The organism is Stenotrophomonas sp. YJH_SMC_53 (genome assembly GCF_059369995.1).
Map to the genome: position 1 here is coordinate 264700 of NZ_JCAFTF010000002.1, position 23378 is coordinate 288077.

The 23378-nt window shown below is 66.2% G+C and carries 25 protein-coding genes, 6 tRNA genes and 1 riboswitch; of the genes, 24 read left to right on the top strand and 7 right to left on the bottom strand.

Features of this window, described 5'->3' with window-relative positions; all coding sequences use genetic code 11:
- The first annotated feature begins 25 nt into the window (after positions 1 to 25).
- The 14 genes from kdsB to AC5P7X_RS03850 all read left to right on the top strand — a co-directional run bounded on the left by kdsB (position 26) and on the right by AC5P7X_RS03850 (position 13300).
- On the top strand, positions 26 to 799 hold the full coding sequence (kdsB, locus tag AC5P7X_RS03785; RefSeq protein WP_206619725.1) for a 3-deoxy-manno-octulosonate cytidylyltransferase: 774 nt from the start codon (positions 26 to 28) through the stop codon (positions 797 to 799).
- The gene (locus AC5P7X_RS03790; RefSeq protein WP_495214430.1) at positions 796 to 1284 is read left to right on the top strand and encodes a low molecular weight protein-tyrosine-phosphatase; all 489 of its coding nucleotides are present in this window, start codon (positions 796 to 798) and stop codon (positions 1282 to 1284) included. Before kdsB ends, AC5P7X_RS03790 begins: the two co-directional genes overlap by 4 nt.
- A complete protein-coding gene (locus AC5P7X_RS03795) occupies positions 1281 to 2693 on the top strand; it encodes an NHL repeat containing protein (protein ID WP_005415983.1) in 1413 nt (470 codons plus the stop codon). The genes AC5P7X_RS03790 and AC5P7X_RS03795 overlap by 4 nt, the downstream gene beginning before the upstream one ends.
- Positions 2690 to 4534 (top strand): excinuclease ABC subunit UvrC, encoded by a 1845-nt coding sequence (uvrC, locus tag AC5P7X_RS03800; RefSeq protein ID WP_053500510.1) that lies wholly within the window; start codon positions 2690 to 2692, stop codon positions 4532 to 4534. The genes AC5P7X_RS03795 and uvrC overlap by 4 nt, the downstream gene beginning before the upstream one ends.
- 18 nt (positions 4535 to 4552) lie before the next feature.
- Positions 4553 to 5179 carry a CDP-diacylglycerol--glycerol-3-phosphate 3-phosphatidyltransferase gene (gene pgsA / locus AC5P7X_RS03805; RefSeq protein ID WP_021203601.1) on the top strand — a complete coding sequence of 209 codons (627 nt, stop codon included), beginning with the start codon at positions 4553 to 4555 and terminating at the stop codon, positions 5177 to 5179.
- 236 nt (positions 5180 to 5415) lie between these two features.
- Positions 5416 to 5491, top strand: a tRNA-Gly gene (locus tag AC5P7X_RS03810).
- A gap of 138 nt (positions 5492 to 5629) precedes the next feature.
- Positions 5630 to 6736, top strand: a complete 1107-nt coding sequence (locus tag AC5P7X_RS03815) for an NAD(P)/FAD-dependent oxidoreductase (protein WP_495214431.1) — start codon at positions 5630 to 5632, stop codon at positions 6734 to 6736.
- A gap of 146 nt (positions 6737 to 6882) precedes the next feature.
- Positions 6883 to 7209: a helix-turn-helix domain-containing protein gene (locus tag AC5P7X_RS03820; RefSeq protein WP_229766071.1), complete on the top strand. Its 327-nt coding sequence runs from the start codon at positions 6883 to 6885 to the stop codon at positions 7207 to 7209.
- On the top strand, positions 7202 to 8506 hold the full coding sequence (locus AC5P7X_RS03825; protein WP_495214432.1) for a type II toxin-antitoxin system HipA family toxin: 1305 nt from the start codon (positions 7202 to 7204) through the stop codon (positions 8504 to 8506). Before AC5P7X_RS03820 ends, AC5P7X_RS03825 begins: the two co-directional genes overlap by 8 nt.
- Positions 8507 to 8599: 93 nt before the next feature.
- A tRNA-Gly gene (locus tag AC5P7X_RS03830) sits at positions 8600 to 8675 on the top strand.
- Positions 8676 to 9044: 369 nt separating this feature from the next.
- On the top strand, positions 9045 to 10508 hold the full coding sequence (locus tag AC5P7X_RS03835) for an efflux transporter outer membrane subunit (RefSeq protein WP_495214433.1): 1464 nt from the start codon (positions 9045 to 9047) through the stop codon (positions 10506 to 10508).
- Entirely contained in the window at positions 10505 to 11644 is a 1140-nt protein-coding gene (locus AC5P7X_RS03840) for an ABC transporter permease (protein WP_053501196.1), read from the top strand. Before AC5P7X_RS03835 ends, AC5P7X_RS03840 begins: the two co-directional genes overlap by 4 nt.
- A gap of 10 nt (positions 11645 to 11654) precedes the next feature.
- Positions 11655 to 12383 carry an ABC transporter ATP-binding protein gene (locus tag AC5P7X_RS03845; protein ID WP_069137933.1) on the top strand — a complete coding sequence of 243 codons (729 nt, stop codon included), beginning with the start codon at positions 11655 to 11657 and terminating at the stop codon, positions 12381 to 12383.
- Positions 12380 to 13300, top strand: a complete 921-nt coding sequence (locus AC5P7X_RS03850; protein ID WP_346607599.1) for an HlyD family secretion protein — start codon at positions 12380 to 12382, stop codon at positions 13298 to 13300. Before AC5P7X_RS03845 ends, AC5P7X_RS03850 begins: the two co-directional genes overlap by 4 nt.
- 4 nt (positions 13301 to 13304) lie before the next feature.
- On the opposite strand, the gene AC5P7X_RS03855 is transcribed toward AC5P7X_RS03850, so the two are convergent.
- A complete protein-coding gene (locus AC5P7X_RS03855; RefSeq protein WP_495214434.1) occupies positions 13305 to 13754 on the bottom strand; it encodes a hypothetical protein in 450 nt (149 codons plus the stop codon).
- 133 nt (positions 13755 to 13887) lie between these two features.
- Between AC5P7X_RS03855 and AC5P7X_RS03860 the strand changes: the two genes are divergently transcribed.
- The 5 genes from AC5P7X_RS03860 to AC5P7X_RS03880 all read left to right on the top strand — a co-directional run bounded on the left by AC5P7X_RS03860 (position 13888) and on the right by AC5P7X_RS03880 (position 15839).
- Positions 13888 to 13963 (top strand) — tRNA-Gly (locus AC5P7X_RS03860).
- Positions 13964 to 14104: 141 nt separating this feature from the next.
- A tRNA-Gly gene (locus AC5P7X_RS03865) sits at positions 14105 to 14180 on the top strand.
- A gap of 66 nt (positions 14181 to 14246) precedes the next feature.
- Positions 14247 to 14320 (top strand) — tRNA-Cys (locus tag AC5P7X_RS03870).
- Between the two features lie 116 nt (positions 14321 to 14436).
- Positions 14437 to 15351 carry an ADP-ribosylglycohydrolase family protein gene (locus tag AC5P7X_RS03875; protein ID WP_495214435.1) on the top strand — a complete coding sequence of 305 codons (915 nt, stop codon included), beginning with the start codon at positions 14437 to 14439 and terminating at the stop codon, positions 15349 to 15351.
- A 218-nt stretch (positions 15352 to 15569) separates the two neighbouring features.
- Positions 15570 to 15839, top strand: a complete 270-nt coding sequence (locus tag AC5P7X_RS03880) for a hypothetical protein (RefSeq protein ID WP_005415995.1) — start codon at positions 15570 to 15572, stop codon at positions 15837 to 15839.
- A gap of 22 nt (positions 15840 to 15861) precedes the next feature.
- Here AC5P7X_RS03880 and AC5P7X_RS03885 read toward each other — a convergent pair whose 3' ends face one another.
- A complete protein-coding gene (locus AC5P7X_RS03885; RefSeq protein WP_495214436.1) occupies positions 15862 to 16944 on the bottom strand; it encodes an alpha/beta hydrolase family protein in 1083 nt (360 codons plus the stop codon).
- 181 nt (positions 16945 to 17125) lie between these two features.
- On the opposite strand from AC5P7X_RS03885, the gene AC5P7X_RS03890 reads away from it, so the two are divergent.
- Positions 17126 to 17959 (top strand): AraC family transcriptional regulator, encoded by an 834-nt coding sequence (locus tag AC5P7X_RS03890; RefSeq protein ID WP_495214438.1) that lies wholly within the window; start codon positions 17126 to 17128, stop codon positions 17957 to 17959.
- A gap of 3 nt (positions 17960 to 17962) precedes the next feature.
- On the opposite strand, the gene crcB is transcribed toward AC5P7X_RS03890, so the two are convergent.
- Together crcB and AC5P7X_RS03900 are read right to left on the bottom strand one after the other, a co-directional pair.
- On the bottom strand, positions 17963 to 18355 hold the full coding sequence (crcB, locus tag AC5P7X_RS03895; protein ID WP_495214439.1) for a fluoride efflux transporter CrcB: 393 nt from the start codon (positions 18353 to 18355) through the stop codon (positions 17963 to 17965).
- Between the two features lie 81 nt (positions 18356 to 18436).
- Positions 18437 to 18500, bottom strand: a riboswitch (Fluoride riboswitch).
- Positions 18501 to 18522: 22 nt separating this feature from the next.
- Complete coding sequence (locus tag AC5P7X_RS03900; RefSeq protein WP_005415999.1) at positions 18523 to 18924, bottom strand: helix-turn-helix domain-containing protein; 402 nt, start codon at positions 18922 to 18924, stop codon at positions 18523 to 18525.
- A 111-nt stretch (positions 18925 to 19035) separates the two neighbouring features.
- Here AC5P7X_RS03900 and AC5P7X_RS03905 point away from each other — a divergent pair, with 111 nt between their 5' ends.
- The gene (locus AC5P7X_RS03905) at positions 19036 to 19239 is read left to right on the top strand and encodes a helix-turn-helix domain-containing protein (RefSeq protein ID WP_346607596.1); all 204 of its coding nucleotides are present in this window, start codon (positions 19036 to 19038) and stop codon (positions 19237 to 19239) included.
- A 358-nt stretch (positions 19240 to 19597) separates the two neighbouring features.
- A complete protein-coding gene (locus AC5P7X_RS03910; RefSeq protein WP_005416001.1) occupies positions 19598 to 19834 on the top strand; it encodes a hypothetical protein in 237 nt (78 codons plus the stop codon).
- A gap of 9 nt (positions 19835 to 19843) precedes the next feature.
- On the opposite strand, the gene AC5P7X_RS03915 is transcribed toward AC5P7X_RS03910, so the two are convergent.
- Positions 19844 to 20893: a 4Fe-4S dicluster domain-containing protein gene (locus AC5P7X_RS03915; protein WP_346607595.1), complete on the bottom strand. Its 1050-nt coding sequence runs from the start codon at positions 20891 to 20893 to the stop codon at positions 19844 to 19846.
- Positions 20890 to 21177 carry a hypothetical protein gene (locus AC5P7X_RS03920; protein WP_014036651.1) on the bottom strand — a complete coding sequence of 96 codons (288 nt, stop codon included), beginning with the start codon at positions 21175 to 21177 and terminating at the stop codon, positions 20890 to 20892. The genes AC5P7X_RS03915 and AC5P7X_RS03920 overlap by 4 nt, the downstream gene beginning before the upstream one ends.
- 179 nt (positions 21178 to 21356) lie before the next feature.
- On the opposite strand from AC5P7X_RS03920, the gene AC5P7X_RS03925 reads away from it, so the two are divergent.
- Positions 21357 to 21797, top strand: coding sequence for a group III truncated hemoglobin (locus AC5P7X_RS03925; RefSeq protein WP_053500369.1), 441 nt, complete (start codon positions 21357 to 21359; stop codon positions 21795 to 21797).
- 44 nt (positions 21798 to 21841) lie between these two features.
- The gene (gene hemN / locus AC5P7X_RS03930; protein ID WP_053500383.1) at positions 21842 to 23251 is read left to right on the top strand and encodes an oxygen-independent coproporphyrinogen III oxidase; all 1410 of its coding nucleotides are present in this window, start codon (positions 21842 to 21844) and stop codon (positions 23249 to 23251) included.
- Positions 23252 to 23272: 21 nt separating this feature from the next.
- Here hemN and AC5P7X_RS03935 read toward each other — a convergent pair.
- Positions 23273 to 23359, bottom strand: a tRNA-Leu gene (locus AC5P7X_RS03935).
- Between the last annotated feature and the right edge of the window lie 19 nt (positions 23360 to 23378).

Consider the following 23378-nt stretch of genomic DNA (forward strand, 5'->3'; position numbering starts at 1 on the left):
AACGAGCCTGCCGAGAACCGCCCGCATGACCGAATTCGTCGTCGCCATTCCGGCCCGCTTTGCCGCCTCGCGGCTGCCGGGCAAGCCGCTGCGCCCGCTGGGCGGTGAGCCGCTGGTGCTGCATGTGGCGCGCCGCGCGCTGCAGGCCGGTGCCCGCGAGGTCTGGGTGGCGACCGACGACCAACGCATTTCCGATGCGCTGTCCGGGTTGGCCGAGGTGAAGGTGGCGATGACCGCGACCACGCATGCCTCGGGCACCGATCGCCTGGCCGAGTGCGCACGCATTGCCGGCTGGGCCGATGACACGGTGGTGGTCAACCTGCAGGGCGACGAACCGTTCGCGCCGGCGACCGGCATCCGCGCGGTGGCCGATGCGCTGGTCGCTGGCACTGCGCCGATGTCGACTCTCGCCACGACCGTCGAGGACGCGCACACCCTGTTCGACCCGAACGTCGTGAAGCTGGTGCGCAACGTGCGCAACGAGGCGATGTACTTCAGCCGCGCGCCGATCGCCTGGCACCGCGACGGCTTCGCACGCAGCCGCGACACGCTGCCGCACGGCCATCACTGGCTGCGCCACATCGGCATCTATGGCTATCGCGCCGGCTTCCTGCAGCAGTTCGCGGCGATGCCGCCTGGCCAGCTGGAGCAGGTCGAATCGCTGGAGCAGCTGCGCGTGCTGGAAGCGGGCTACCCGATCAGCGTGGCGATCTCGCCCGAGCCGTTCCCGCCGGGCATCGATACGCCCGAGGACCTGGAGCGCGCCGAGGGGCTGCTGCAGGCGATGGCCGCGCGATGAGGCTGCTGGTCGTCTGCCTCGGCAACATCTGCCGTTCGCCGATGGCCGAAGGCGCGCTGCGCGCACACCTGGATGCCGCGCCGCTGGCCGGGCGGGTGCAGGTCGATTCGGCCGGCACGGGCGACTGGCACGTGGGCGAGCCGCCGGACCGCCGCGCGATCGCCTGCGCGGCCGGGCACGGCGTTGACATCGGCGGCCTGCGCGCACGCCAGCTGCAGGCCGTGGATTTCGAACGTTTCGACTGGATCCTGTGTGCCGACGAGGCCAACCTGCGTGATGCCGGGCGCCTGGCGACGGCGGCCCAGCGTGAACGGCTGGCGTTGTATCTGCCCTGGTCCGGCGGGCAGGGGCGGGTAGCCATCCCTGATCCCTACACCGGCGGCAGCGATCATTTCGAACAGGTCTGGTCGCTGGTCGACGATGCTGCAAAACGTGCGGTGGCACGACTGTTGCATGACGCCGACTCCGGCATAATCAGTTCATGAACGTCCAGCCCGTCCCGGACCTGCCCGAATTCGCCACCTGGCTCAATGCCACCCCTTGCACCCTGACCGAACTGCGCGGCCGGCCGGTCGCGCTGCTGTTCGTCAATGCGGCCTCCGCCTGGAGTGCGCAACGCCTGGCCGAGTTCGGCCAATGGCTGTCGCGCCACCCGGGCAAGCTGCAGCCGCTGGTGCTGCAGGTGCCGCGTTTTGACTTCGAACGCGATGCCACGGCCGCACTGAAGCTGCTGCGCCGTCAGGGCCTGACCATGCCGGTGCTGCTCGATGCCGACTGGGATGGCTGGCGCCGCTTCGGCGTCACCGCCTGGCCGACCATGGTGCTGCTGGACGCGCAGGGCCGTGAACAGCAACGGCTGGTCGGGCAGGGCGCGCCCGGTGAACTGGAGCGCGCCTTGAACGCGCTGTGCCAGGGCGCACCTTCGGCGCCGCCGCGTGGCGGCAGCGAACTGCATCCGGAACCGCGCCAGGCCCTGCGCTTCCCGCAGGGGCTGGCGGTCAGCACCGAACGTCTGTACATCGCCGACAGCGGTCATCACCGCATTCTCGAATGCAGCCATGGCGGCCGCATCCTTCGTCAGTTCGGCCTCGGCACCGCCGATTTCATGGATGGCAATCTCGCCGAAGCAGCGTTCCACCGCCCGCAGGCGCTGGTGCTGGAGCGCGATTCGCTGTACGTCGCCGATACCGGCAACCATGCCGTGCGCCGCATCAATCTGCTGACCGGCATCGTCGACACGCTGTGCGGCAACGGGCGACCCGGCGCGCCGGTGGAGGGCCCGGTGGCGCAGGCGCGGCAGGTCTCGCTGGACCATCCGGTTGGCCTGGCCATCGCCGACAACCAGCTGCACATCGCAATGGCCGGCGACAACCGCATCTGGAGCTACCACCTGGGCCAGCGCAGCCTGCAATGGCGCGCCGGCAGTGGTTCCATCGACGAGCGTGATGGCAGTGGCCATCTGGCTGCCTTCGCGCAACCGACCGCGCTGGCCGTGGTGCAGCAGGTGCTGTACGTCGCCGATGCGTTGGGATCCTCGATCCGTGCACTGCAACTGCGTGGTGACCTGGTGCAGACACTGGTCGGGCAGGGGCCGTGGCGCTTCGGCAGTGAAGACGGCCCGCGCGCGCAGGCCAGCCTGCAGTTCCCGCAGGCGATCGCACTGGGCGCGGACGCCCCGCTGCTGTGGATCGCCGACACCGGCAACGGTCGCCTGCGCACGCTGCGCCTGGGCGGCGGTGAACTGACCACCCAGCCGCTGCCGCGCCGCCTGCACGGCCCGGCTGGCCTGGCCGTGGGCGCAGGTGCGGTGTGGATCGCCGAGACCGACGCCCATGCCGTGCTGCGATTCGACCCCGACAGCGGCGTGCTCAGCGAAGTCCCGATCAGCGAATGACCGACGTTCCCGCCCCGGCCTTCGACGGCAAGGCCTTCGCGGCCCAGCTCAGCACTGCCCCCGGCGTGTACCGCATGTACGCGGCCGACGACACCCTGCTGTACGTGGGCAAGGCGCGCGCGCTGCGCAACCGCGTCGGCAGCTATTTCAACGGCAGCCCGAAGAACGCGCGGATCATGTCGATGATCTCGCAGATCACGCGCATGGACGTGACCGTGACGCGCTCGGAAGCCGAGGCGTTGCTGCTGGAGAATCAGCTGATCAAGTCGCTGTCGCCGCGCTACAACGTCTCGCTGCGCGACGACAAGACCTACCCGCATGTGCTGCTGACCCGCGAGGACTGGCCGCGCATCGCCCTGCATCGGGGCCCGCGCGCCATTCCCGGCCGCTATTTCGGGCCGTATCCGGGCGTGACCGCAGTGCGCGAAACGCTGAACCTGATGCACAAGTTGTTCAAGCTGCGCAGTTGCGAGGACAGCGTGTTCCGCAACCGCTCGCGGCCGTGCCTGCAATACCAGATCGGCCGCTGCAGCGCGCCCTGCGTGGAGCTGGTGCCGGCCGCGGACTACGCCGAATCGGTGCGCCGTGCTGCGCTGTTCCTGGAAGGCAAGAGCGACGAGCTGACCCGCGAGCTGGGCGAGCAGATGCAGGCCGCCAGCGAGGCCCTGGAGTTCGAGCAGGCCGCGCGCCTGCGCGACCTGATCTCCTCGCTGCGCAGCATGCAGACGCGCCAGTACGTGGACGGCCGCGCCGCCGACCTGGACGTGCTGGCGGTGGCCATGCAGGGTTCGCAGGCCTGCGTGCTGCTGCTGGCCTTCCGCGATGGCCGCAACCTCGGCACCCGCCCGTTCTTCCCGCGCACCAATGGCGAGGAGAGTCCGGAGGAAGTGCTGGCCGCGTTCGTCTCGCAGTACTACATCGAATTCGAGCCGCCGCGCGAGATCCTGCTGGATCGCGAGATTCCCGATGCCGACCTGCTGGTTGCGGCGCTGTCGGCCTCGGCCGAGCGCAAGGTGCAGCTGAAGTGGAACGTGCGCGGCGAGCGCGCCGGCTATGTGGAGCTGGCCAGTCGCAACGCGCAGCTGACCCTGGCCACCGAGCTCAACAGCCGCAACGCGCAGCACGCGCGCAGCGATGCACTGCGCGAGATGCTGGGCCTGGCCGAGCCGGTCAAGCGGGTCGAGTGCTTCGATATCAGCCATACGCTGGGCGAGGCCACTGTGGCCTCGTGCGTGGTGTTCGACGCCGCCGGTCCGGTACGCGCGCAGTACCGCCGCTTCAACATCAGCGGCATCGAGCCGGGCGACGACTACGCCGCGATGCGCCAGGCCATCGATCGGCGCTTCCGCCGTGCGGTGGAAGAGCAGGGCGTGCTGCCGGACGTACTGCTGATCGACGGTGGTGCCGGTCAGCTGGCGCAGGCGCAGGCCGCGCTGGCCGACCTGGGCGTGGAAGGCGTGCTGCTGGTGGGCGTGGCCAAAGGCGTGGAGCGCCGCGCCGGCCACGAAGCGCTGGTGATGCCCGATGGCCGCGAGCTGCGCCCGGGCGCGGCCAACCCGGCGCTGCAGTTCATCCAGCAGGTGCGCGACGAGGCGCATCGCTTTGCCATCACCGGCCACAGGGGGCGCCGCCAGAAGGCACGGATGACCAGCAAGCTGGAGGATATCCCCGGCATCGGGCCGCGCCGCCGCGCCAGCCTGCTCAAGCATTTCGGCGGTCTTGTGGGCCTGAAAGCCGCTGGCGAAGCGGAAATCGCCAAGGTGGAAGGCATCAATGACGCCCTCGCGGCACGTATCTACGCTAACCTGCACGGGTTGGCCACGCCTGATGCGGCCGAGTAGAGAGAGAAGCACGCAAGCATGAAGTTGACCCTGCCCACCTGGCTGACGTTGTTGCGGATCGTGATGATCCCGGTGCTGGTGCTGGTGTTCTACCTGCCCTACACCTGGACCAACTTCGCTTCGGCGGCGATCTTCGGCCTGGCCGCGATCACCGACTGGCTCGACGGCTGGATCGCACGCCGTTACCAGCTGGAGTCGGCCTTCGGCGCGTTCCTCGACCCGGTTGCGGACAAGCTGATGGTGGCAGTAGCGCTGTTCCTGATCGTGCAGGGCCATCCGACGCCGTGGATGGCGTTCTGGGCGGCAGTGATCGTCGGCCGCGAGATCGCGGTATCGGCGCTGCGAGAGTGGATGGCCGAGCTGGGCCAGCGCGCCAAGGTGCGCGTGGCGATGATCGGCAAGATCAAGACCACCGCGCAGATGGTCGCGCTGCTGTGCCTGCTGTATTCGGTGGCGCCGAACGTGCCGGTGGAAGACATCTGGATGGGCTGGCCGGTGTTCCACATCGGCGACTGGACCCTGGCGATTGCCGCGGTGCTGACCCTGTGGTCGGGCCTGCAGTACCTGCACGCCGCCTGGCCGAGCCTGCGCGAAGACGAGCGCGCCGCACGCGAGCGCTCGCGGCAGAAGAAGCTGGGCAACTGAGCCCCGGGGTCGGATCCCTTTCCGCAGGAAAGGGCTCTGACCCCACGGTTGCTGCCATCCACGCATGGCGTGGATCTACTGGAAATGCTGCATCCACGGATGATGCGGATCCAACGGTGTGCGGGGATGCTGTAGTAGATCCACGCCATGCGTGGATACGCGGTGCAAGGCGCCTCGCAGGCCCCGAAAAAACCGCTTGACGCCATTCCCAGAATAGGTAGAATTTCGCCTCCCAAGCGGGAATAGCTCAGTTGGTAGAGCGCAACCTTGCCAAGGTTGAGGTCGCGAGTTCGAGTCTCGTTTCCCGCTCCAGATTCAAGAGGAACGCTCCCGACAGGGGGCGTTTTTCGTTTGCCTGGCGCCTGCTTCATCCCCACTTCACCGCCACTCCTTCGCCTCGCCACGCGCCAGTTCGAAGCTGCATCTGTGTTCCTCCAGAACGATGCAGCCATGCCCCAAACTCCTTCCGCCTACGACCATGATGTGGTCATCGTCGGCGCCAGTTTTGCCGGTGCCGCCTGCGCACTGGCTGCTGCCCAGTACGGCTTGCGCGTCTGCGTGCTGGAACGCAAGGCCGACCCCGGCGAGCGCCTGCACACCACCGGCATCGTGGTGAAAGAGGCGATGGAGCAGACCTGGCTGGGGCGCATGCCCGAGCACCTCGTGAAGCGCGTTGCCAACGTGCGTCTGTATGCGCCGAACCTGCGCAGCGTGTTGCTGGCCGCGCCGGGCTATTACTTCCTCACCACCGATACGCCGAACCTGATGCGCTGGCTGGCCAGCGAACTGCGCGCGAACGGTGTCGACCTGCGCCTGCAGCAGTCCTTCACCGACGCCCGTCGCTGCGGTGATGGCTGGCTGGTGGATGAGGCAGGGCGATGTGCCTATCTGGTTGGCGCTGATGGCGCACGCTCACGCGTGGCCCGGCGCACCGGGCTCGGCCAGGTGCGTGACAACCTCTACGGCGTCGAACGTGAGTTCGCTGGCTTGCAGGTCGCGCAGGGCGACGCGCTGCATTGCTTCGTCAGCAAGCGCTACGCGCCGGGTTACATCGGCTGGGTCGCCCAGAATCCGACCGGCCTGCAGGTCGGGCTGGCCCTGCGTCATGATCCGCGACAGGCGCGGCCGCCGGATATTGATGGTTTCCTTGAGCATGTGCGCGATGTGGTCGGCATCCCGCCATTTGCGCGTCCCTCGGCCACCCGTGCTGGCCTGGTGCCCTGCGGCCGACCGGATGGGCCGATCACCGGCCAACGCGTGATCCTGACCGGCGACGCGGCGGGCATCGTCTCGCCGCTGTCCGCCGGGGGCATTCACTCCTCGTGGCGGCACGGCTGGGCGGTCGGCGAGGCGATGGCCCGCCATCTACGTGGGCAAGGGCCGGAAGCGGAACGGGTGGCGCGGCAGGTGGCTCCGGCGTTCCATGGAAAGCGCCTGCTGCGCTGGGCGATGGATCATCTGCAGCCCGATTGGCCGTTCAATGCACTGCTGCACACGGCGGCCACGCGGCGCATTGCCGAGCAGGTCTACTTCCACCGCCGTGGCCTGCGCACGTGACGCGCGCTTTACCAATGTAATTCCAGAATTCTGTATTTATATAACTGAATGAGCAAATAAAGCACAAAATCCGGGAGTTAAATCAATTGAATGGAGTTGGGGTTAATTCTATAATTTGGGGTGCTAAATGGCATAGATAGAGGATCATGCACGCTATGTTGGATTTAAGCTTCAGCAAGCCCAGCGAGGTCGTCAAGCGACTCTGCGGGCGCTTGCGCACAGAACGCATGGCGTTGGGCATGACACAGTCGGATCTGGCCGGGCGTGCCGGCATTGGTACCAACACCGTGTCCAACCTGGAGGCCGGGCGCAATGTTGGCTTCGAGGCGGTGGTCCGCGTGGCGATGGTCCTTGGTCGGATCAACGAGCTCGAAGGCCTGTTCCAGCCAAAGCTGGACAGCATCGAAGACATTCGGCGCTACGAAGAGGCTGCGAACCGCCTCCGGACGAAGAGGAAGCCCCGTAATGCCTGAACAGGTGAAGGTCTTCTACGAAGGGTGGGGAGAGCGATGGCACTGGGGAACGCTGATCTCCAGCCTCGCCCTGACCGGCCGCCCGCTGATCGCGTTCGAGTACAGCAACGAGGCCCGGCGAAGGGGGCTGGAACTGTCTTCGTACAAGCTGCCGCTGGCCGGCCCTCCGTTGCGGCGGGATTTTCCGGACCATCAACTGCAACTGCCCGGACCTGTGTATGACGCGTTGCCAGACGGCTGGGGCATGCTGCTGATGGACCGCATGTTCAGGCGCCGCGGAATCAACGCAGCACGCATTGGCCCGCTCCAGCGGCTGGCCTATATCGGTGGCAACGCGATGGGGGCCATGACGTTTGAGCCCGTGGCGCCCGAAGGTGAGGCGCCGCAGGTCCATATACCGCTGGAGCAGCTTTCCGCGGAAGTGCAGGAGGTGCTCCACGGAGAAGGAGGTGAATTCCTGCAGACCTTGCTGCTGGTGGGTGGCTCGCCCCAAGGTGCAAGGCCCAAGGCCCTGGTCTATCGCGATCCGCGATCGGGCGCGTTCACCACGGCTGTCACGCCCGGCTTCGAAGCCTGGTTGATCAAGTTCCCGGCCAGAGAAGAGCATGCCGAGGTGTGCGCCATCGAAATGGTCTACGCCGAGTGCCTGCGCAGGTGTGGCATCGAGACCCCGGACACGCAGTACTTCAGCCTGCCCAACGGGCTGGCCGCGTTCGCCAGCAAGCGCTTTGATCGCCACGATGGGTTGCGTGTGCCGATGCAGAGTCTTGCTGCATTCACGGCTGCCAACTACCAGACGGCGGGGTCGTTGGACTATGTCAACTTCCTGCGCGCGACCCGGTTGTGCACCAATGACGTGCGGCAAATGGCCGTGGCCTTCGAACGTGCGGTCTTCAACGTTGCGTTCAACAACCGGGACGATCATCCGAAAAACTTTGCCTACATCATGTCGCCGGATGGGCAATGGCGCTTGGCTCCGGCCTACGACGTGACCTTCTGCGAAGGACCCAACGGATATCACCAGATGGACGTCATGGGGGAGGCACTGGAGATTTCCCGTGCTGACCTGCTTCGCCTTGCCGAAGAGGCAGAAGTGCAGCACGGGGACGCCAGTCTGGCGATTGGCCGCATTTGCGACATGGCCAGCCAGTTCACGGAAATCGCCAACAGCATGTACTCAAACGTTATTGCTCAAGACACCTTGATCATGATCCAGGGGCGCATCAACGAGAACGTAGCTCTGTTGCGGGAAGCCCGGCGTGGCCTGCGGACCCGAGGGCCAAGTCCAAGGGCCTGAACGCCGCCCCACAATGCGGCCGAAAATTCCTGTTGACGCCGTGCAGCAATATCGACACAATAGCGCTCCTTCGACGCAGGTCGAACGAAATCTGCGGGAATAGCTCAGTTGGTAGAGCGCAACCTTGCCAAGGTTGAGGTCGCGAGTTCGAGTCTCGTTTCCCGCTCCAGATTCATGAAGAACGCTCCCGAAAGGGGGCGTTTTTCATTTGTCATGATGTTGGCGGCAGGGGCCGCTACAGTCGCGCCACGGCATCTTCATAGCGGGCGTGATATCACTGGCCCGGCGTGACGAATCCGAGGTCAGTGTCGCAATCGGAATGGCGGGACGCATCGGTCGTGGGGACGACCGCAGGCGAGGGAAGCGGAGAGCGCGTCAACAAGACGCAATGGCCTGGATGTTGCACCAGCGTTCCGCGCGTCGCATGCACTGAAAGGCTGGCGAAAGGCCAACACCATCGTTGCCTGAACCGCACGCGTGTTGTGACCGTTTTCGGACCAATTCTCCATGTTCGCTCCACAATCGCACGGTAGCCTTCATGCTCCTTCTACACGTTGGCGGGCTGGTGGTCAGGCGTATCACTCCAGTGGCAGTGCCCAGGACCGGGCGCGGACTCTCCCTGCAGGCATTGCTGCGCCCGGGCGCACTGCTGACCAGCCTGGCGCTGGCAGGTTGCATGTCGGTGCCGGCTCCGGACCTGCCTGATCGCACCCCCAGCACCTGGACCCAGGTGCCGCAGGGCCAGGGCGTGGCGGTGGATGCCAGGCAGTGGTGGAAGGTGCTGGCCGACCCGGCGCTGGACGGCCTGGTCGATCAAGCCATCGCCGGCAACCTTGATCTGCAGCAGGCCACGTTGCGCCTGCAGGCAGTGCGGATCGTCGCCGGCACCTCGGATTCGCGCTTCCTGCCGGAGATCTCGGCCAGCGCCAAGCAGGTACAGGACGCCGCCGCGGTCGACACCTATTTCCATGCAGGCATCGAAGCGATCTGGGACCTGGGCCTGTTCGGCGCCGCCGAGAGTGCCCATCTCAGCGCGCAGGCCTCGGCCGGCAATGCCGAGGCGTTGCGCAATGCCGCACAAGTGGCGGTGATTGCCGACGTGGTGCGCAGCTATCTGGACCTGACCGTAGCGCAGGCCCAGCAGGATCTGCTGGTCAGACAGCAGGCCGTGGATGATCGCGGCGAACAACTGGCACGGGTTCGCCTGCGCCTGCGCCTGGATGAGCCGGGCGAGCTGGAACGCCTGCGCGCGCGCCAGGCGGCGACCCGGGCAGCGACGGCGCAGGCCCGCGAAAATGCGGACAACGCGGCCCGCGCGCTGGCGCTGCTGCTGGGGCGTGACGGGCCGGATCCCGCCTGGCGCGCGTACCGCGCGCCGCCGAAGCTCGGTGCATTCTCGCTGCATCAGGTCCCTGCGGATCTGCTGCGCCACCGCCCGCAGATCCTGCTGGCCGAATCAGAGGTGATGCAGGCAGCGGCCAGCAAGGGTTCGGCGCGCGCAGCGATGTATCCACGGGTCAGCCTTGGCGGCTCCATCCTGTACGCGTACAACCTCACCCAGAACGCCCGCTCCAATTCCGATTCGAGCCCGTCGATCGGCCCGTACATCGATATTCCGCTATGGGACTGGGGCCAGCGTCGCGCGCGCTTCCATGCCAATGAAAAGCAGCTGGATGCCGCCTTGCTGGGATACCGCAAGGCGGTGCTGGAAGGCGTGAGCGAAGTGGAAGGCGCGCTGGGCAGCCTGGCGCGGCAGGACAGCAGCATCCAGTCGTTGCGCGCGGCCAACGACGCCGCCGGCCAGCAGGTCAAGCGCCAGGCGCGGCAGGTGCAGCTGGGTCTGTCCAGCGAGTTCGATGGACTCGACACGCAACGCGCCGCACTCGCCTCGCAGGCTGATCTGATCGCTGCGCAGGGTGCGCGCGTGCTGGCCTTTGCATCGCTGTACCGCGCCCTCGGCGGTGCCCCGCTGCCTGCCGAGGGTGAGGGCGAACCGCAATGATCGCACTCGCCCGCAAGACCCTGGCCTATGAGTGGCGCCGGTTCCTGCCGGTGGTGCTGGCGATGTGTTTCGCCGGTGTGCTGTTGATCGTGCAGGCCGCACTGGTGCTGGGCATCTTCGGTACCGCTGCGATCTATGTGAAAGCGTCCTCGGCTGATATCTGGGCTGGTTTCCCCGGCACCCAGAGTGTCAATTACGGCCATGCAATCAGCGCGGATGTGGAAAGCCATCTGCGCATGGACCCGGATGTCACCCGCGTCGAGCCCTACGAGTGGGTCGATGGCGAATGGCGATCCGTCGCGCAGGGCACCGGCAATGTGTCGGTGTACCTGTCCGGTATCTCCACCCGGGACGATGCGATGATGTTCGCGCGCATCCTCCCTGCCAACCTGCGCGCGCAGCTGCGCGAGCCGGGTGCGGTGATCGTCGACAGCGCCGATCTGGATACGCTGGGCGTGGACCTGCAGAACAACCGTGCCTGGATCAATGGCAAGGCGGTGCGCGTGGTCGCTGCACAACCGGGCCTGCGGGGCCTTGGCGGTGTCAATGTACTGGCCTCGCTGGACACCGCGCGCGCCATCGCCGGCACCGACCCACACGAGGGAAGCACCTATTTCGTGGCGGGCCTGCGCTCGCCGCAACTGGCCGACCGCGTGCGTGACCGCCTGGCCGCGTCGATGGGCCAGGCCACACCGGTCGAGTTCTGGACCGCGCCGGCGTTCGCCAGCCGTTCGCAGCAGTATTGGCTGTTCGATACCGGCGCAGGTATCGCCGTGTTGTTCATGGCCGTGATCGTCTGCTTCGTCGGTGCGGTGATCACCAACCAGTCGTTCGCCTCGGTGGTGGCCGGCTCGGTACGCGAGTACGCCACGCTCAATGCACTCGGTGCAGGCCGCTATGCGCTGGCACGGGTGGTGTTCGAGCAGGCATTGCTGATTGGTGGCGTGGGCATGCTGCTGGCGGCGGCGTTCAGCACCCTGGTGCTGCTGATCGCGCAGACCCAGCGCGTACCGGTGCAGCTGACGCCGATGGTGATCCTCGGCTGCGTGGCGCTGGTGGCGGTGATGGCCATGCTCTCCAGCATCATGGCGGTGCGCAGTGTCGTCCGCTCCGATCCATCGTTGCTGCTGCGTTGAGGACCGGCCGATGACTTCCGCACGCACCGTCGCCCCGACCCTGCAGGCCGACGCATTGGAAAAAGGCTTCATGTCCGGTGATGTGCAGGTGCCGGTGCTGCGTGGCCTGTCGCTGGACATCTATCCCGGCGAGCTGACCCTGGTATCCGGCCCGTCCGGCTGCGGCAAGAGCACGCTGCTGTCGCTGCTGTCCGGCCTGTCCGCGCCCGATGGCGGTCGCGTGCACGCGCTGGGCCAGGACGTGGGCCACATGACCCGCAGTGAAGTGGAGCGTTTCCGCCTGCACCATGTCGGCTTCGTGTTCCAGGGCTTCAACCTGTTCCCGGCACTGACCGCGCTGGAGCAGGTGCAGCTGCCACTGGGCTACCGCGGCATGCGCAATCGCGAAAGCGAGCCGCTGGCCCGCAAGGCGCTGGAAGAAGTCGGCCTCGGCCATCGAAGCCACATGCGCCCGGCGCAGCTGTCCGGTGGCGAGAAACAGCGCGTGGCGGTTGCCCGCGCGTTTGCCAAGTCGCCGACCCTGATCTTCGCAGACGAACCCACCAGCGCGCTGGATGCCGAGAACGGCCAGCGCGTGATCGACATCCTGCATCGCTACGCACGTGCGCATGGCGCCACCGTGCTGTGCGTGAGCCACGATCCGCGCCTGATCCGGCATGCCGATCGGGTGATCGCCATGGAAGACGGCATGGTCCGTGATGACCGCCGCCAGAACGAAACCGTAGAGTCCGCCCCATGACCAAGACGTCGCATCTGCTTCCCCTCAACCTGGCCCTGTCCGCGGCACTGCTGCTCGGCGCCTGTTCCAGGGAAGCGCCCACCGCTGCATCGGCCCCCTCAGGCAGGGAGGGTACTGCCGCCGCCGGCAAGGTCGCCGTGGCGCGGGGCATCATTGACGTCGAAGGTGGCCTGATCGCACTGGCACCGCCGGTGGATGGCTCGATCACTGCAGCGCCGGTGAAGGAAGGCGCCACGGTGAAGAAGGGGCAGTTGCTGCTGTCGCTGGATGGCGCCCTGTTGCAGCAGGAAGTGGCAATGGCCACCGCCGATCTGGCCTTGGCCAATGACCGCCTGAAGGGCAGCCAGGCGCAGCTGCGCGAACTGGAACGCAACGCCACCCGCCTGTCCACGGGCGCCAGCGAAGGTGTGTCCTCGAACCAGCAGGCCGATGCGGCCAAACAGCAGCTGGCCGGTGTGCGTGCCGATGTCGAGGTGGCCGGTGCGCAGGTCGACATGGCGCAGCACAAGCTGGAGCACGCGAAGCTGAAACTGCAGCAGATGTCGTTGAGCGCGCCGGAAGCCGGCACCGTGGTCGGCCAGGTGCCGGGCGTCGGTGCCTTCGTGCAGGCGGGCAAGCCGGCGATCTCGTTGTTGCCGGCGCGTCCGCTGCAGGTGCGTGCCGAACTGAGCGCCGCCTACGCCGATGCCGTGCAGGTGGGCATGAAGGCTACCGTTGTGCCGGACAGTGATGGTGCGGAGAACATGGGCACGCTGCCGCCTGCACGCGTGGTGCGCATCAGTCCGGTGTTTGCGCAGGCACGCCTGCCTGAAGATGCAGGACGTGGCATGGCCAAGGTGGTGGAGTGCGTGTTGGAGTTCGACGGGCAAGCCAAGGCGCGCTTCGGCCAGCACGTGCGGGTGGAGTTCCGGAAGTAGGCCTCTAGCGCTGCGGCGGGGGAGTCTGTGGTGACCCGCGCCGCCAGAGCGCCCGCCACGCGCTCACCGCCGACACCATGCACAGCGCCAGCAGCAATCCCACGTCCAGCAGCAGCAACCACAGCAGGTGCATGCCTTGTACCGGCGGTTGGTGCATCGCCGACAGCATCCACGGTATCGACCACACCAGCAGCAGGGCGAAGGCGATAAGCAGGCGCAGCCACAGGCGTTTGAGTTTCCACGGGCGCACGATCAGTGCCGCCACCACCAGTTCAACCGTGCCCAGCAACGCGAACACGATGACGGTGCTGGTCGGATAGGGCAGCTGGGCGCCTTCCAGGCGATGCAGCAGCCAGTAGTCCGGAGTGAAGCCAGCATTGACAAGTGCGGCGATCAGCGCCAACCAGGTCAGCGCGACCAGCAACCAGAACAGGCGGACGTAGCGTCTCGGCATCGGGGGTGTCCGTGCTTGGGCGGAGCAGCGTAACCCAGTGCGGACGCCAGTGACCGCATGATGTGAAGACTGTTGACGGCGTGAAGGAACTTGGACACAATAGCGCTCCTTCGACGCAGGTCGAATGGAATCTGCGGGAATAGCTCAGTTGGTAGAGCGCAACCTTGCCAAGGTTGAGGTCGCGAGTTCGAGTCTCGTTTCCCGCTCCAGATTCTACAGGCCCCGGTAGGGGCCTTGTTTTTCTCCCGCCACGGCAAGGCGGGGCGCGTTGGGCCACAAGGCTTTGCGCGCAGTCAGAAAAGTGAAATCGCTGGTGTGTTTTCCGGATTTCCGGTAGCATGTCGGCTTACGCGGGAATAGCTCAGTTGGTAGAGCGCAACCTTGCCAAGGTTGAGGTCGCGAGTTCGAGTCTCGTTTCCCGCTCCATGTTCCGACAGGCCCCATCTTGGGGTTTTGTCTTGTCAGGGCTACGTTCCTGGCGCGCAGTACGTTGGCCTCATGGCAGAGTGGCTATGCACCGGATTGCAAATCCGTTTACAGCGGTTCGATTCCGCTTGAGGCCTCCAATTGAAAAGCCCTGACTCCGGTCAGGGCTTTTTTGTTTGGCTGCGATCAATTTCCGCTCGCGCGATCACCGCCCGGCAGTCAGTCATGTCAGATGCGGTGGCGCTACACTCGTGTGATGAACCAGATTGATCACTTCCGCGGCGCCTTGCTCGGCCTCGCGTGCGGCGATGCCGTCGGTACCACGCTGGAGTTCAAGCCTCGTGGCAGCTTCACTCCTATCACCGACATGGTGGGTGGTGGGCCGTTCCAGCTGCAGCCGGGGCAATGGACCGACGATACCTCCATGGCGATGTGCCTGGCCGAGAGCCTGGTGCGTTGTGACACCTTCGATGTGCACGATCAGATGAACCGCTACGCCAACTGGTACCGGCATGGGTACTGGAGTGCGACCGGCGAGTGCTTCGATATCGGTATGGCAACGCGGGCTGCCATCGACCGGTTCCTGCAGGACGGCCAACCGCTGGCGGGTAGTGACGACCCACGCAGCGCTGGCAATGGCTCGATCATGCGTTTGGCGCCGGTGGCATTGCGCTACGCCGGAACTTCCGACCTGCAGGCAATGGCCGAGCTGAGTTCGCGAACGACGCACGCTGCACAGGAGTGCCTGGAGGCGTGCCGCTTGCTGGCGGTCGCGCTGGAGCGGGCGTTGGCAGGTGGCACCCGTGACGCGGTGCTGGATCTCAGCAATGTCCCTGTCGAGAGCGCGCGGCTGCGGCAGATCGCGGCGGGCGGCTACCGCGGTGCCACGCGTGAGCAGATCCGTGGCAATGGCTATGTTGCCGACAGCCTGGAAGCTGCACTCTGGTGCTTTGATCGCCACGACACCTTTGAAGCCGTCGTACTCGAGGCGGCCAATCTTGGCGAGGACGCCGACACCACGGCCGCCATCGCGGGGCAGCTGGCGGGCGCATTCCATGGTGCGCGCGGAATCCCCGGGCGGTGGTTGCAGCGGCTGGCCCTGCGTGCCGAAATCCAGGCGCTGGCCGATGCGCTGCACGCCTTGAACCAGGGCAGCGACCGCGCTGCGTGAGTCGGGTTCCCTGCCTGTGAACTGCGCCGGCAGGATGCTCCCTGCCGCCGCCATTTCCGACGCCGCGCTGCTTCACCTGCAGCAGTCCGCCAGGCCCCGGTCACCAGTCTCAGCCGGCCACGACATGGAAAGGCGCTATGGTCGAGTTCCACGTCTCAGGGAGCCGCAATGGCGAGCAAGGACATCACGCGTCGTTCCAGCCACGGAGCGAAACGGAAATGAGCAAAGTCACGGCAGATGTGCGCTGGTTGACCTTCCGCTTGAAGAACGGGCAATCCATTGGCCCTGATCGGCTGAAGGACGGATGGGTCATCGCCTCGGAAACCGCCCGCTGCGGGGTGCGCCGCGAGCATATTGAAGGGTCGGGCCTGGTGTATGCCCTGTACGCGCCGGCCAACCTGGCCTCGCCACGGCGCGCGGAAATGCGCATGCGCGAATTCCTGATGAGCTCGGGCTACACCTTCACGATGGGCACGCTGGGCGGCTGAGCTGCGCGCGGGCCGCGATTGCTCAACGCTGCGCGGCCTTCAACGCCTCGATGATCTGCGCGCCGGAGAAGCCACAATGGCCTTCGCCAACGCGCGGCAGCACCTGTGGCAGCGGACGGGCGCCGGCCCGTGCGGCCGTCTGCGGATACACCGTCTGCATGCGCGGCACGATCGTCGGGTCGTTGTTGTTGAACTGGATCACCAGCGGTCGCCTCAACGCACCGCTCAATGCCAGCTCCCTGCCGACAGCGGCCTGCGCGGCAGGCACGGCATCGACACGTTGTACGCCGGCATTGAACGCCATGTCGTCACCGAAGCCGCTGTAAGCCACCCCTCTGTTGCCCACCGGCATGCCGCCACTGCGCGTGGCCAGTTCGTGCAGGACCAGTGCATGCAGGCTGATCGTGCCGGCCAGTGCATCAGCGGACACCTGCAGCCGCTGTGCCAGCAACGCGGCATGCGACGGGCTGCGTTGCAGCGCATTGGAGATGCCTTGGTACAGTTCGCCCTGTGGCAGCGCAGCCGCTTCGCGTGAGACCAGTCCCGCAGCCGGCAGGCCTTCGGCCTTGGCAAAGAAGTAATCGAAAGCGACCAGCGTGGTCAGCAGATTACTCGCGATCTGTTCGCCACTGAGATTGGCGCCGCATAGCGACACACCACCGGCGTAGTGTTGCGGGAACCGCTCGAGGCTGGCGAGGGTCACGGCGCCGCCCATCGAAAATCCCAGCATCCAGACATGGCGCACATGCTTGAGTTCAGCCACTACATGCCGGCGCAGGCGTTCCATGTCGGTAATCGCATCGGCCACCGCCCAGCCCTGGCTGGCATAGGCGCTCTGCGCGACGGCGTAGCCTGCAGCCAGCAGTGGCGCGGTGCCGTCATTGGCAGCCATTGGCGTAGCACGTGGCATGCCTACCGGCTCGTATCCATGCGCCAGCATCACCAGGTCACCGTTCCAGTCAGCCGGCACATCCAGTCGCCACGGGGCGCCCTGCAGTTCGCCACTGAACGTGCGCGGTGATGCAGCGGGTGCGGCCATCACCTGTGTCGCGGGGAATAGCAGGGCGAGGGTGACGTTGAGGGCACATCGTAGCCATCGACACATCACGGGCATTCCATCCGGGAATCGCGTCAGCTTAGACGCCGCCAGCAGCCTGCGCGCGCTGCACTGCCGCAGGAAGGGCGGGCTGGGGGCGCCCGCTCCCCGAGTCGATCACGTCCGCTACGGGAGGATTCCGATACGATGTGTCGCCTTGATCTCTTTCTACTTTACCCAGGGTCCCGTTATGGTCGACCGGCTCGCCATTCTGCTTGACCGCTTTGCGGTCACTGCCTCGGTGTTCCATGCCGGCGCGCTGTGCGGCATCAACTCGCTGGCGGGCGAGGATGACGCCGGGCAGCTGCACCTGGTGCGACGTGGCCCGCTTCAGGTCAGCCATGGCCAGCAGACCGTCCAGGTCGAGGTGCCGAGCCTGCTGCTGTACCCACGGCCGATGCCGCATCGGTTCAGCACCGATCCGCAGCACGGCGCCGACATGGCCTGCGCCAATCTGCATTTCGAGGGCGGGCGGCTCAACCCGATCAGCGCGGCGTTGCCCGATTTCATCTGCCTGCCGCTGGCCGATCTGTACGGCGGCAACACAGCGCTGGAGCTGCTGTTCGAAGAAGCCTTCGAGCAGCGCTGCGGGCGTGCGGCGATGGTCAACCGGCTGTTCGAGGTGGTGATGATCCAGGTGCTGCGGCAGCTGATGGAAGGGGGGGAGATGCGTGGTGGCCTGTTTGCCGGGCTGGGGCATCCGCGGCTGCGGCTGGCGCTGGTGGCGATGCATGAAGCGCCCGCACAGTCCTGGACCCTGGAAGACCTGGCCGAGGTGGCCGGCATGTCACGCAGCGTATTTGCTGCCAGTTTCCGTGAGGCGATGGGCACCACCCCGGGCCAGTACCTGCAGGGCTGGCGGGTGGGCCTGGCGCAGCAGGCACTGCGTCAGGGGCGCCCGTTGAAGCGGATCGCTGATGACGTTGGCTATGGTAGCGAAGCCGCGCTGTCGCGCGCATTCAAGGCACATACCGGGCAGTCGCCGCGGGAGTGGCGCGGACAGGCCCGCGCCGGCGCGGGCTGAGCCTCAGCCCAGCACCAGCCGGGCCAGTTTCATGCCACCGAACAGGCCAACCAGGCCCAGTGCCACCGAACCGCCGGCGTACAACGCTGCCAGGCCATGCTGGCCGCGCTGCAGCAGCAGACCGATTTCCAGCGCGTAGGTGGAGAACGTGGTGTAGCCGCCGAGGACGCCGGTGGCCAGCAGAAGGCGCAGCTGCGGCGACGCGCCATTGCGCAGGGCGAAGGCTTCGACCAGCGCGCCCATCAGCATTGCACCGCTGATGTTGATCAGGAAGGTCGACCACGGCCACGGGCTGCCGACCGCTACCCGCGTACCGATCAGGTTGCAGGCATGGCGAAGGCAGGCGCCGAGCCCGCCGCCGACGAAGACCAGCAGATAATTGTTCAATGCGTGCATCACATGCCTCGGTTGCGGGTTCGCTGATTCGATGGCGAACGCCGACGACAGGCACGGCCCGCCATCGACGAACGCCGGTTCGTCCTGGCAGGAGCCATCAGCCCTTTCAGGCGGTTATCGGGGGAGCCCCATCCCCATCCGCGACCATGCTACCAGTGGTAGTGCATTCACGTCATCGAGGTCGTCAGCACCCGGATGACCTTGCTGCGGCTGAAGCCGTCCATCAGCAGTTCGAAGGCCAGCAGGTCCAGGGCCGCGTGGCGGCGGTGGTCGATCTCCAGCCCTTTCTCCTCCACCAGGTGGCTGACCAGTTCATAGGCGTCCTGCCAGACATCCAGGTGGGCCTGGCTGGGGATATAGGTATTGCCCCGCTCACCGACGCCAAGCCCGCTCACGCCGTACAGCAGTTCACGCGCGTCCAGTTTGGCCGCATCGGCGATGCGGAACAGCTGTTCGGCCTTCACATGGGCGGGGCTGACATGGTCGTTGAGCCAGTTGCTGATGGTTGCCGTCGTCGAATCGGCGGCGCGGGCCAGATCGGCCGGGCGAGGGTGCCCGGCTTTCTTCATGGCAATGGCGAGTCGTTGGCCGAGAGTATTCATCTATGCAAGCCAGCTTAACGCGTGGATCGCAAAGTTCCCTTGTTCCAAGAATAAGTCTGGTTAACAGAAGGACCGACCGTGACCGAATTCTGGAGCAAGGGGCAGGTACGCGCCCGGCTGGGTTTCCGGACCGATGCCGAACTGGCGCGCTTTTTTGGCATAAGCCGATCTGCCGTGTCGCAATGGCCCAAGAACTTCCCGATTCCTGCGCTACGCCAATACATCCTGCATCAGCGCTATCCCAACCTGTTCCCCGCGACTGAGGATGCGCAGGGCGAGTAAGCCTCAACTGCGCCGCCTTTTGTCGCATATAGCACCCTAAGCGGCATTTGCTAAGTATGCTTAGCAACATTGGAAACTTCGATGAAACGGGGCTGGCCCATCAATGGCGCCTACCAGGGCGGAACCGGGGGAATCGGGGCAGTGTGTCGGGTCCGACCCATCCGGGCACCCCGTCTCCCCGTATGTGGTTTCGTGAACGATTAATAATTTCGATCACGAAAGTCGCGGTATGTAATTGACCTGTCGTGAAATCTATGACTAATTGGATCAACCGGACGTGAAGCCCGGGAGTCTTTCAGTAGCTCGCAAGTGAGTCGGTAGACCGTCAACGATGCAGAACAAGTCCAACGGAGGTCGTATGGAATACGGCATGCATGGCTTGGCTGAACGGGTACGCCGCGAACTGGAAGCCAGTTATCACAAACACGGATGCGGTCCGGCGTTCTGGGATACCTACCAGCAGGTGCTGGACCGCCTGGTCCCGCAGGGGACCGAGCGTACCGAAGTCACCAATGAAATGGCGCTGATCATCGAGCAGCTGGGCATCGTGCGACGTGCGCAGCTGGTGCCGCCGCACGCCAACGGGCCGCGTTGATCCGTTGATTCAAAGCAGGCGCCAGGCGCCGCAGGCCAACAGCGCCAGCAGTATCGACAGCAGTGCCAGGGTCCGCGGTCGCCACCATTGCCGCGGTTGCCCGGCCATGGCCTGCGGACTGCAGTAGCGCACCAGCCCCGGGCCGAAACCGGCCTGGTGCTGCTGCCGCGAGCAGGCCTCCAGGCAGGCGCCGCAGGCCAGGCAATCGGCCTGAGGTCCCTGGCGGATATCCAGTTGCATCGGGCAGGCGCTGACACAGGCAGCGCAATCGGTGCAGTCGCCCAGGCGGTCGGCGCTGAAGGTGGGCATCGGTCCGGCCAGCAGCGGATGTGCAGCGCGGAACACGTAGTCCTGTGCGGTGGTCGGGTCGAGCAGGCCACGGCCGCGTCCGAGCACGCCCCCCAGCCCCGACGGACGCATGCCGCGCGGTTCGCCGCGGCGCGCGTCGTACAACATGCGGGGTGTATGCGGATCGGTCAGCAGCGGCTGCAGGCGCGCGAAAGGGCACAGCGAACGGCACACCTGCTCGCGCAGGAAGCCGGCATTGCCCCAGGTGGCGGCGGCATAGAACAGCACCCAGAACGTTTCCCAGCCGCTCCAACCGGCATGCGGCGCGGCGACCACCAGTTCTTCGATCGGGCTGAACAGACCGACGAACGTGATGCCGGTCCACAGCGACAGCAGCCCCCATGCCACCTGGGTGGCAGGGCGCACGGCGGGCGCTGGCAAGGCCCGGGCCATGGCGCGCGCAATCCAGTCGAAGGCGCGGCGCCATAGCGTCTGTGGGCAGGCGTGGCCGCACCAGATGCGGCCGGCGAGGTGGGTGAGCAGCGCGAGGCCCACCGCCAGCACCGCCAGCAACCCTATCAGCACGCCAACATCGCCGGGCCACAATGTCCAGCCAAACAGGTCAAAGCGCCGTGCGTTGATGTCCAGCAGCAGGGCCTGCCGCCCATTCCAGCGCAGCCATGGCAGGGCATAGAACATGGCCAGCAAGAGCATGCTGAGCGCGGCGCGCCAATGCCAGCGGCGTGGGATTCCGGTGCAGGCCGTACTCATCCCAGCGGCAGCTCGTCGTCGTCGTCGCTTGGCATCGGTCGCTGCAGGTACCAGGTGACCGCGCTGGACAGTGCGGTCACCGACCAGAACATGAAGAATCCTGCCGTATAGCCCAGTTCGCGGCTGATCGCCGTACCCGGAAAGCTGATCGCCTGCAGACGCAGCGGGTCGACAAAGGCGAAGAACACCACGCTGGCCAGGCCTGCAGCGATGAAGCTGGGCCAGAGGATGGCGCCCCAGTGCTGGATCAGCTGCTGGCGGCGGCTGGGAGAGGGTCTGTTCATGCTGTCCCGGGTCGGAATGAGGGCGGCGCGTATACTCCGCCGAGGCTGGCGCAGCATCCGCAGGGCATGCTTCCTGCAGGAATGCCAGACTAGGTGCAGCGGACTGCGCCGACATTGATCTGGATCAACGGCGGTGCCGGCCGGCTACGGCACACTGCCGGCAAGCTTTGGGTGCCCCGATGAACGCAATACCGCCGCCTGTCCTGCCCGTCTCCTCGCCCGGGTTGTGCACTGAGCAGGAAGTGACCCGCCTGGTCCACGACTTCTATGCACGCGTGCGCGAGGAAGAGCGGTTGGGGCCTGTGTTCGAAGCACACGTCCACGACTGGCCGGAACATCTGGCGCAGCTGGTCGATTTCTGGTCGGCAATGCTGCGCGGCACGCGCCGCTTCAAGGGCTCGCCGATGTCCAAGCACATGGCCATCGAGCTGGACAAGGACCTGTTCGACCGCTGGCTGGTGCTGTTCCGGATCACCAGCGCCGAGTGCGGCAACCCGCCCATGCAGGCGCTGGCCAACGACGTGGCCGCGCGCATCGGTGACACCTTCTGGAAGCGCTACCAGATGCTGCGCTGGCCGCAGGTCGGCCTGCCGGTGCTGGAAATCCCCACCCGCGATTGATCTGGGTCAAGGCGGTGGCGTCCGCCCGGCGCGATGCTGGCGGCATGGACACGTTCTCACCCGCCGCCGGCGGTCTTGCCTGGACCTTCGACCCCGACCTGCTGCGCCGGCATGACCGGCCGGGGCCGCGCTACACCTCGTATCCGACCGCGCCTCACTTCCACGATGGCTTCGATGCGCCGGCACTGCGCCAGGCAATCGCCGACAGCAACCAGCTGGCCCGCGCGCTGTCGCTGTACGTGCATGTACCGTTCTGCTCCAGTCCCTGCTTCTACTGCGGCTGCAACCGGGTGATCACCCGCGACCGCGGCCGTGGCCACAGCTACGTCGCGCGCGTGCTGGCCGAGGCCGACCTGCTGGCGCCGCAGTTCGAGGACGGCCGTGAGGTCATCCAGCTGCACCTGGGCGGGGGCACGCCGAATTTCCTCGAGGCCGAGGCGATGACCACGCTGGTGGAAGGGCTGCGCCGGCGCTTCGATTTCAGCGATTCACCGCAGCGCGATTTCTCGATCGAACTCGATCCGCGCTTCATCGATACCCGCGATGTCGCCATGCTGGCGCGGCTGGGCTTCAACCGCGCCAGCCTGGGCGTGCAGGATTTCGACCCACAGGTACAGGAAGCGATCAACCGCGTGCAGGGCGTGCAGCAGACGCTGGACATCCTGCAGGCCTGCCGCGACAGCGGCATGCGTTCGGTCAACGTCGACCTGATCTATGGGCTGCCGGGACAGAGCCTGGAAGGATTTGGCCGCACCCTGGAACGGGTGCTGGCATTGCGCCCGGATCGCCTGGCGGTGTACGGCTACGCACACCTGCCGCATCTGTTCCGCGCACAGAAGCAGATCGACGAACGCCGCTTGCCTTCGCCGGAAGACAAGCTGGCGCTGCTGGGCCTGGCGGTGGAGAGGCTCTCCACTGCGGGCTACCAGTACATCGGCATGGATCACTTCGCACTGCCGGAAGAAGATCTGTCACGCGCGCAGCGCGCCGGCCAGCTGCATCGCAATTTCATGGGCTATACCACCCACGCCGATACCGATCTGCTCGGCCTGGGCGTGAGTGCGATCAGCCACATCGGTGCCACCTACAGCCAGAATCCGCGCGACCTGCCGTCATGGGAGGATGCCGTGGACCAGGGGCAGTTGCCGGTGTGGCGCGGCGTGGCGCTCAGTGCCGACGACCAGCTGCGCGCAGAACTGATCCAGCAGCTGATGTGCCAGGGCGAAGTGGACGGTGCGGTGCTGGGCCAGCGCCATGGCGTGGATTTCGAGCAGTACTTCGCCGAAGACCTGCGTTCGGTGCAGCGGCTGCAGGAGGACGGTCTGGCCGAGTACCGTGACGGTGTAGTGCGCGCCAGCGAGCCTGGACGGCCGTTGCTGCGACTGCTGGCGATGTGCTTCGACCCGTACCTGCGTGCGGCCTGCGAGCAGCCGCGCTACTCGCGTGCAATCTGACGTTCGTCGTGAAAAGTGCGATGGTGCCCGGAGCCGGAATCGAACCGGCATGGGGTTGCCCCCGGCGGATTTTAAGTCCGATGCGTCTACCAGTTTCGCCATCCGGGCCTGCAGCGCGGCGCCGATT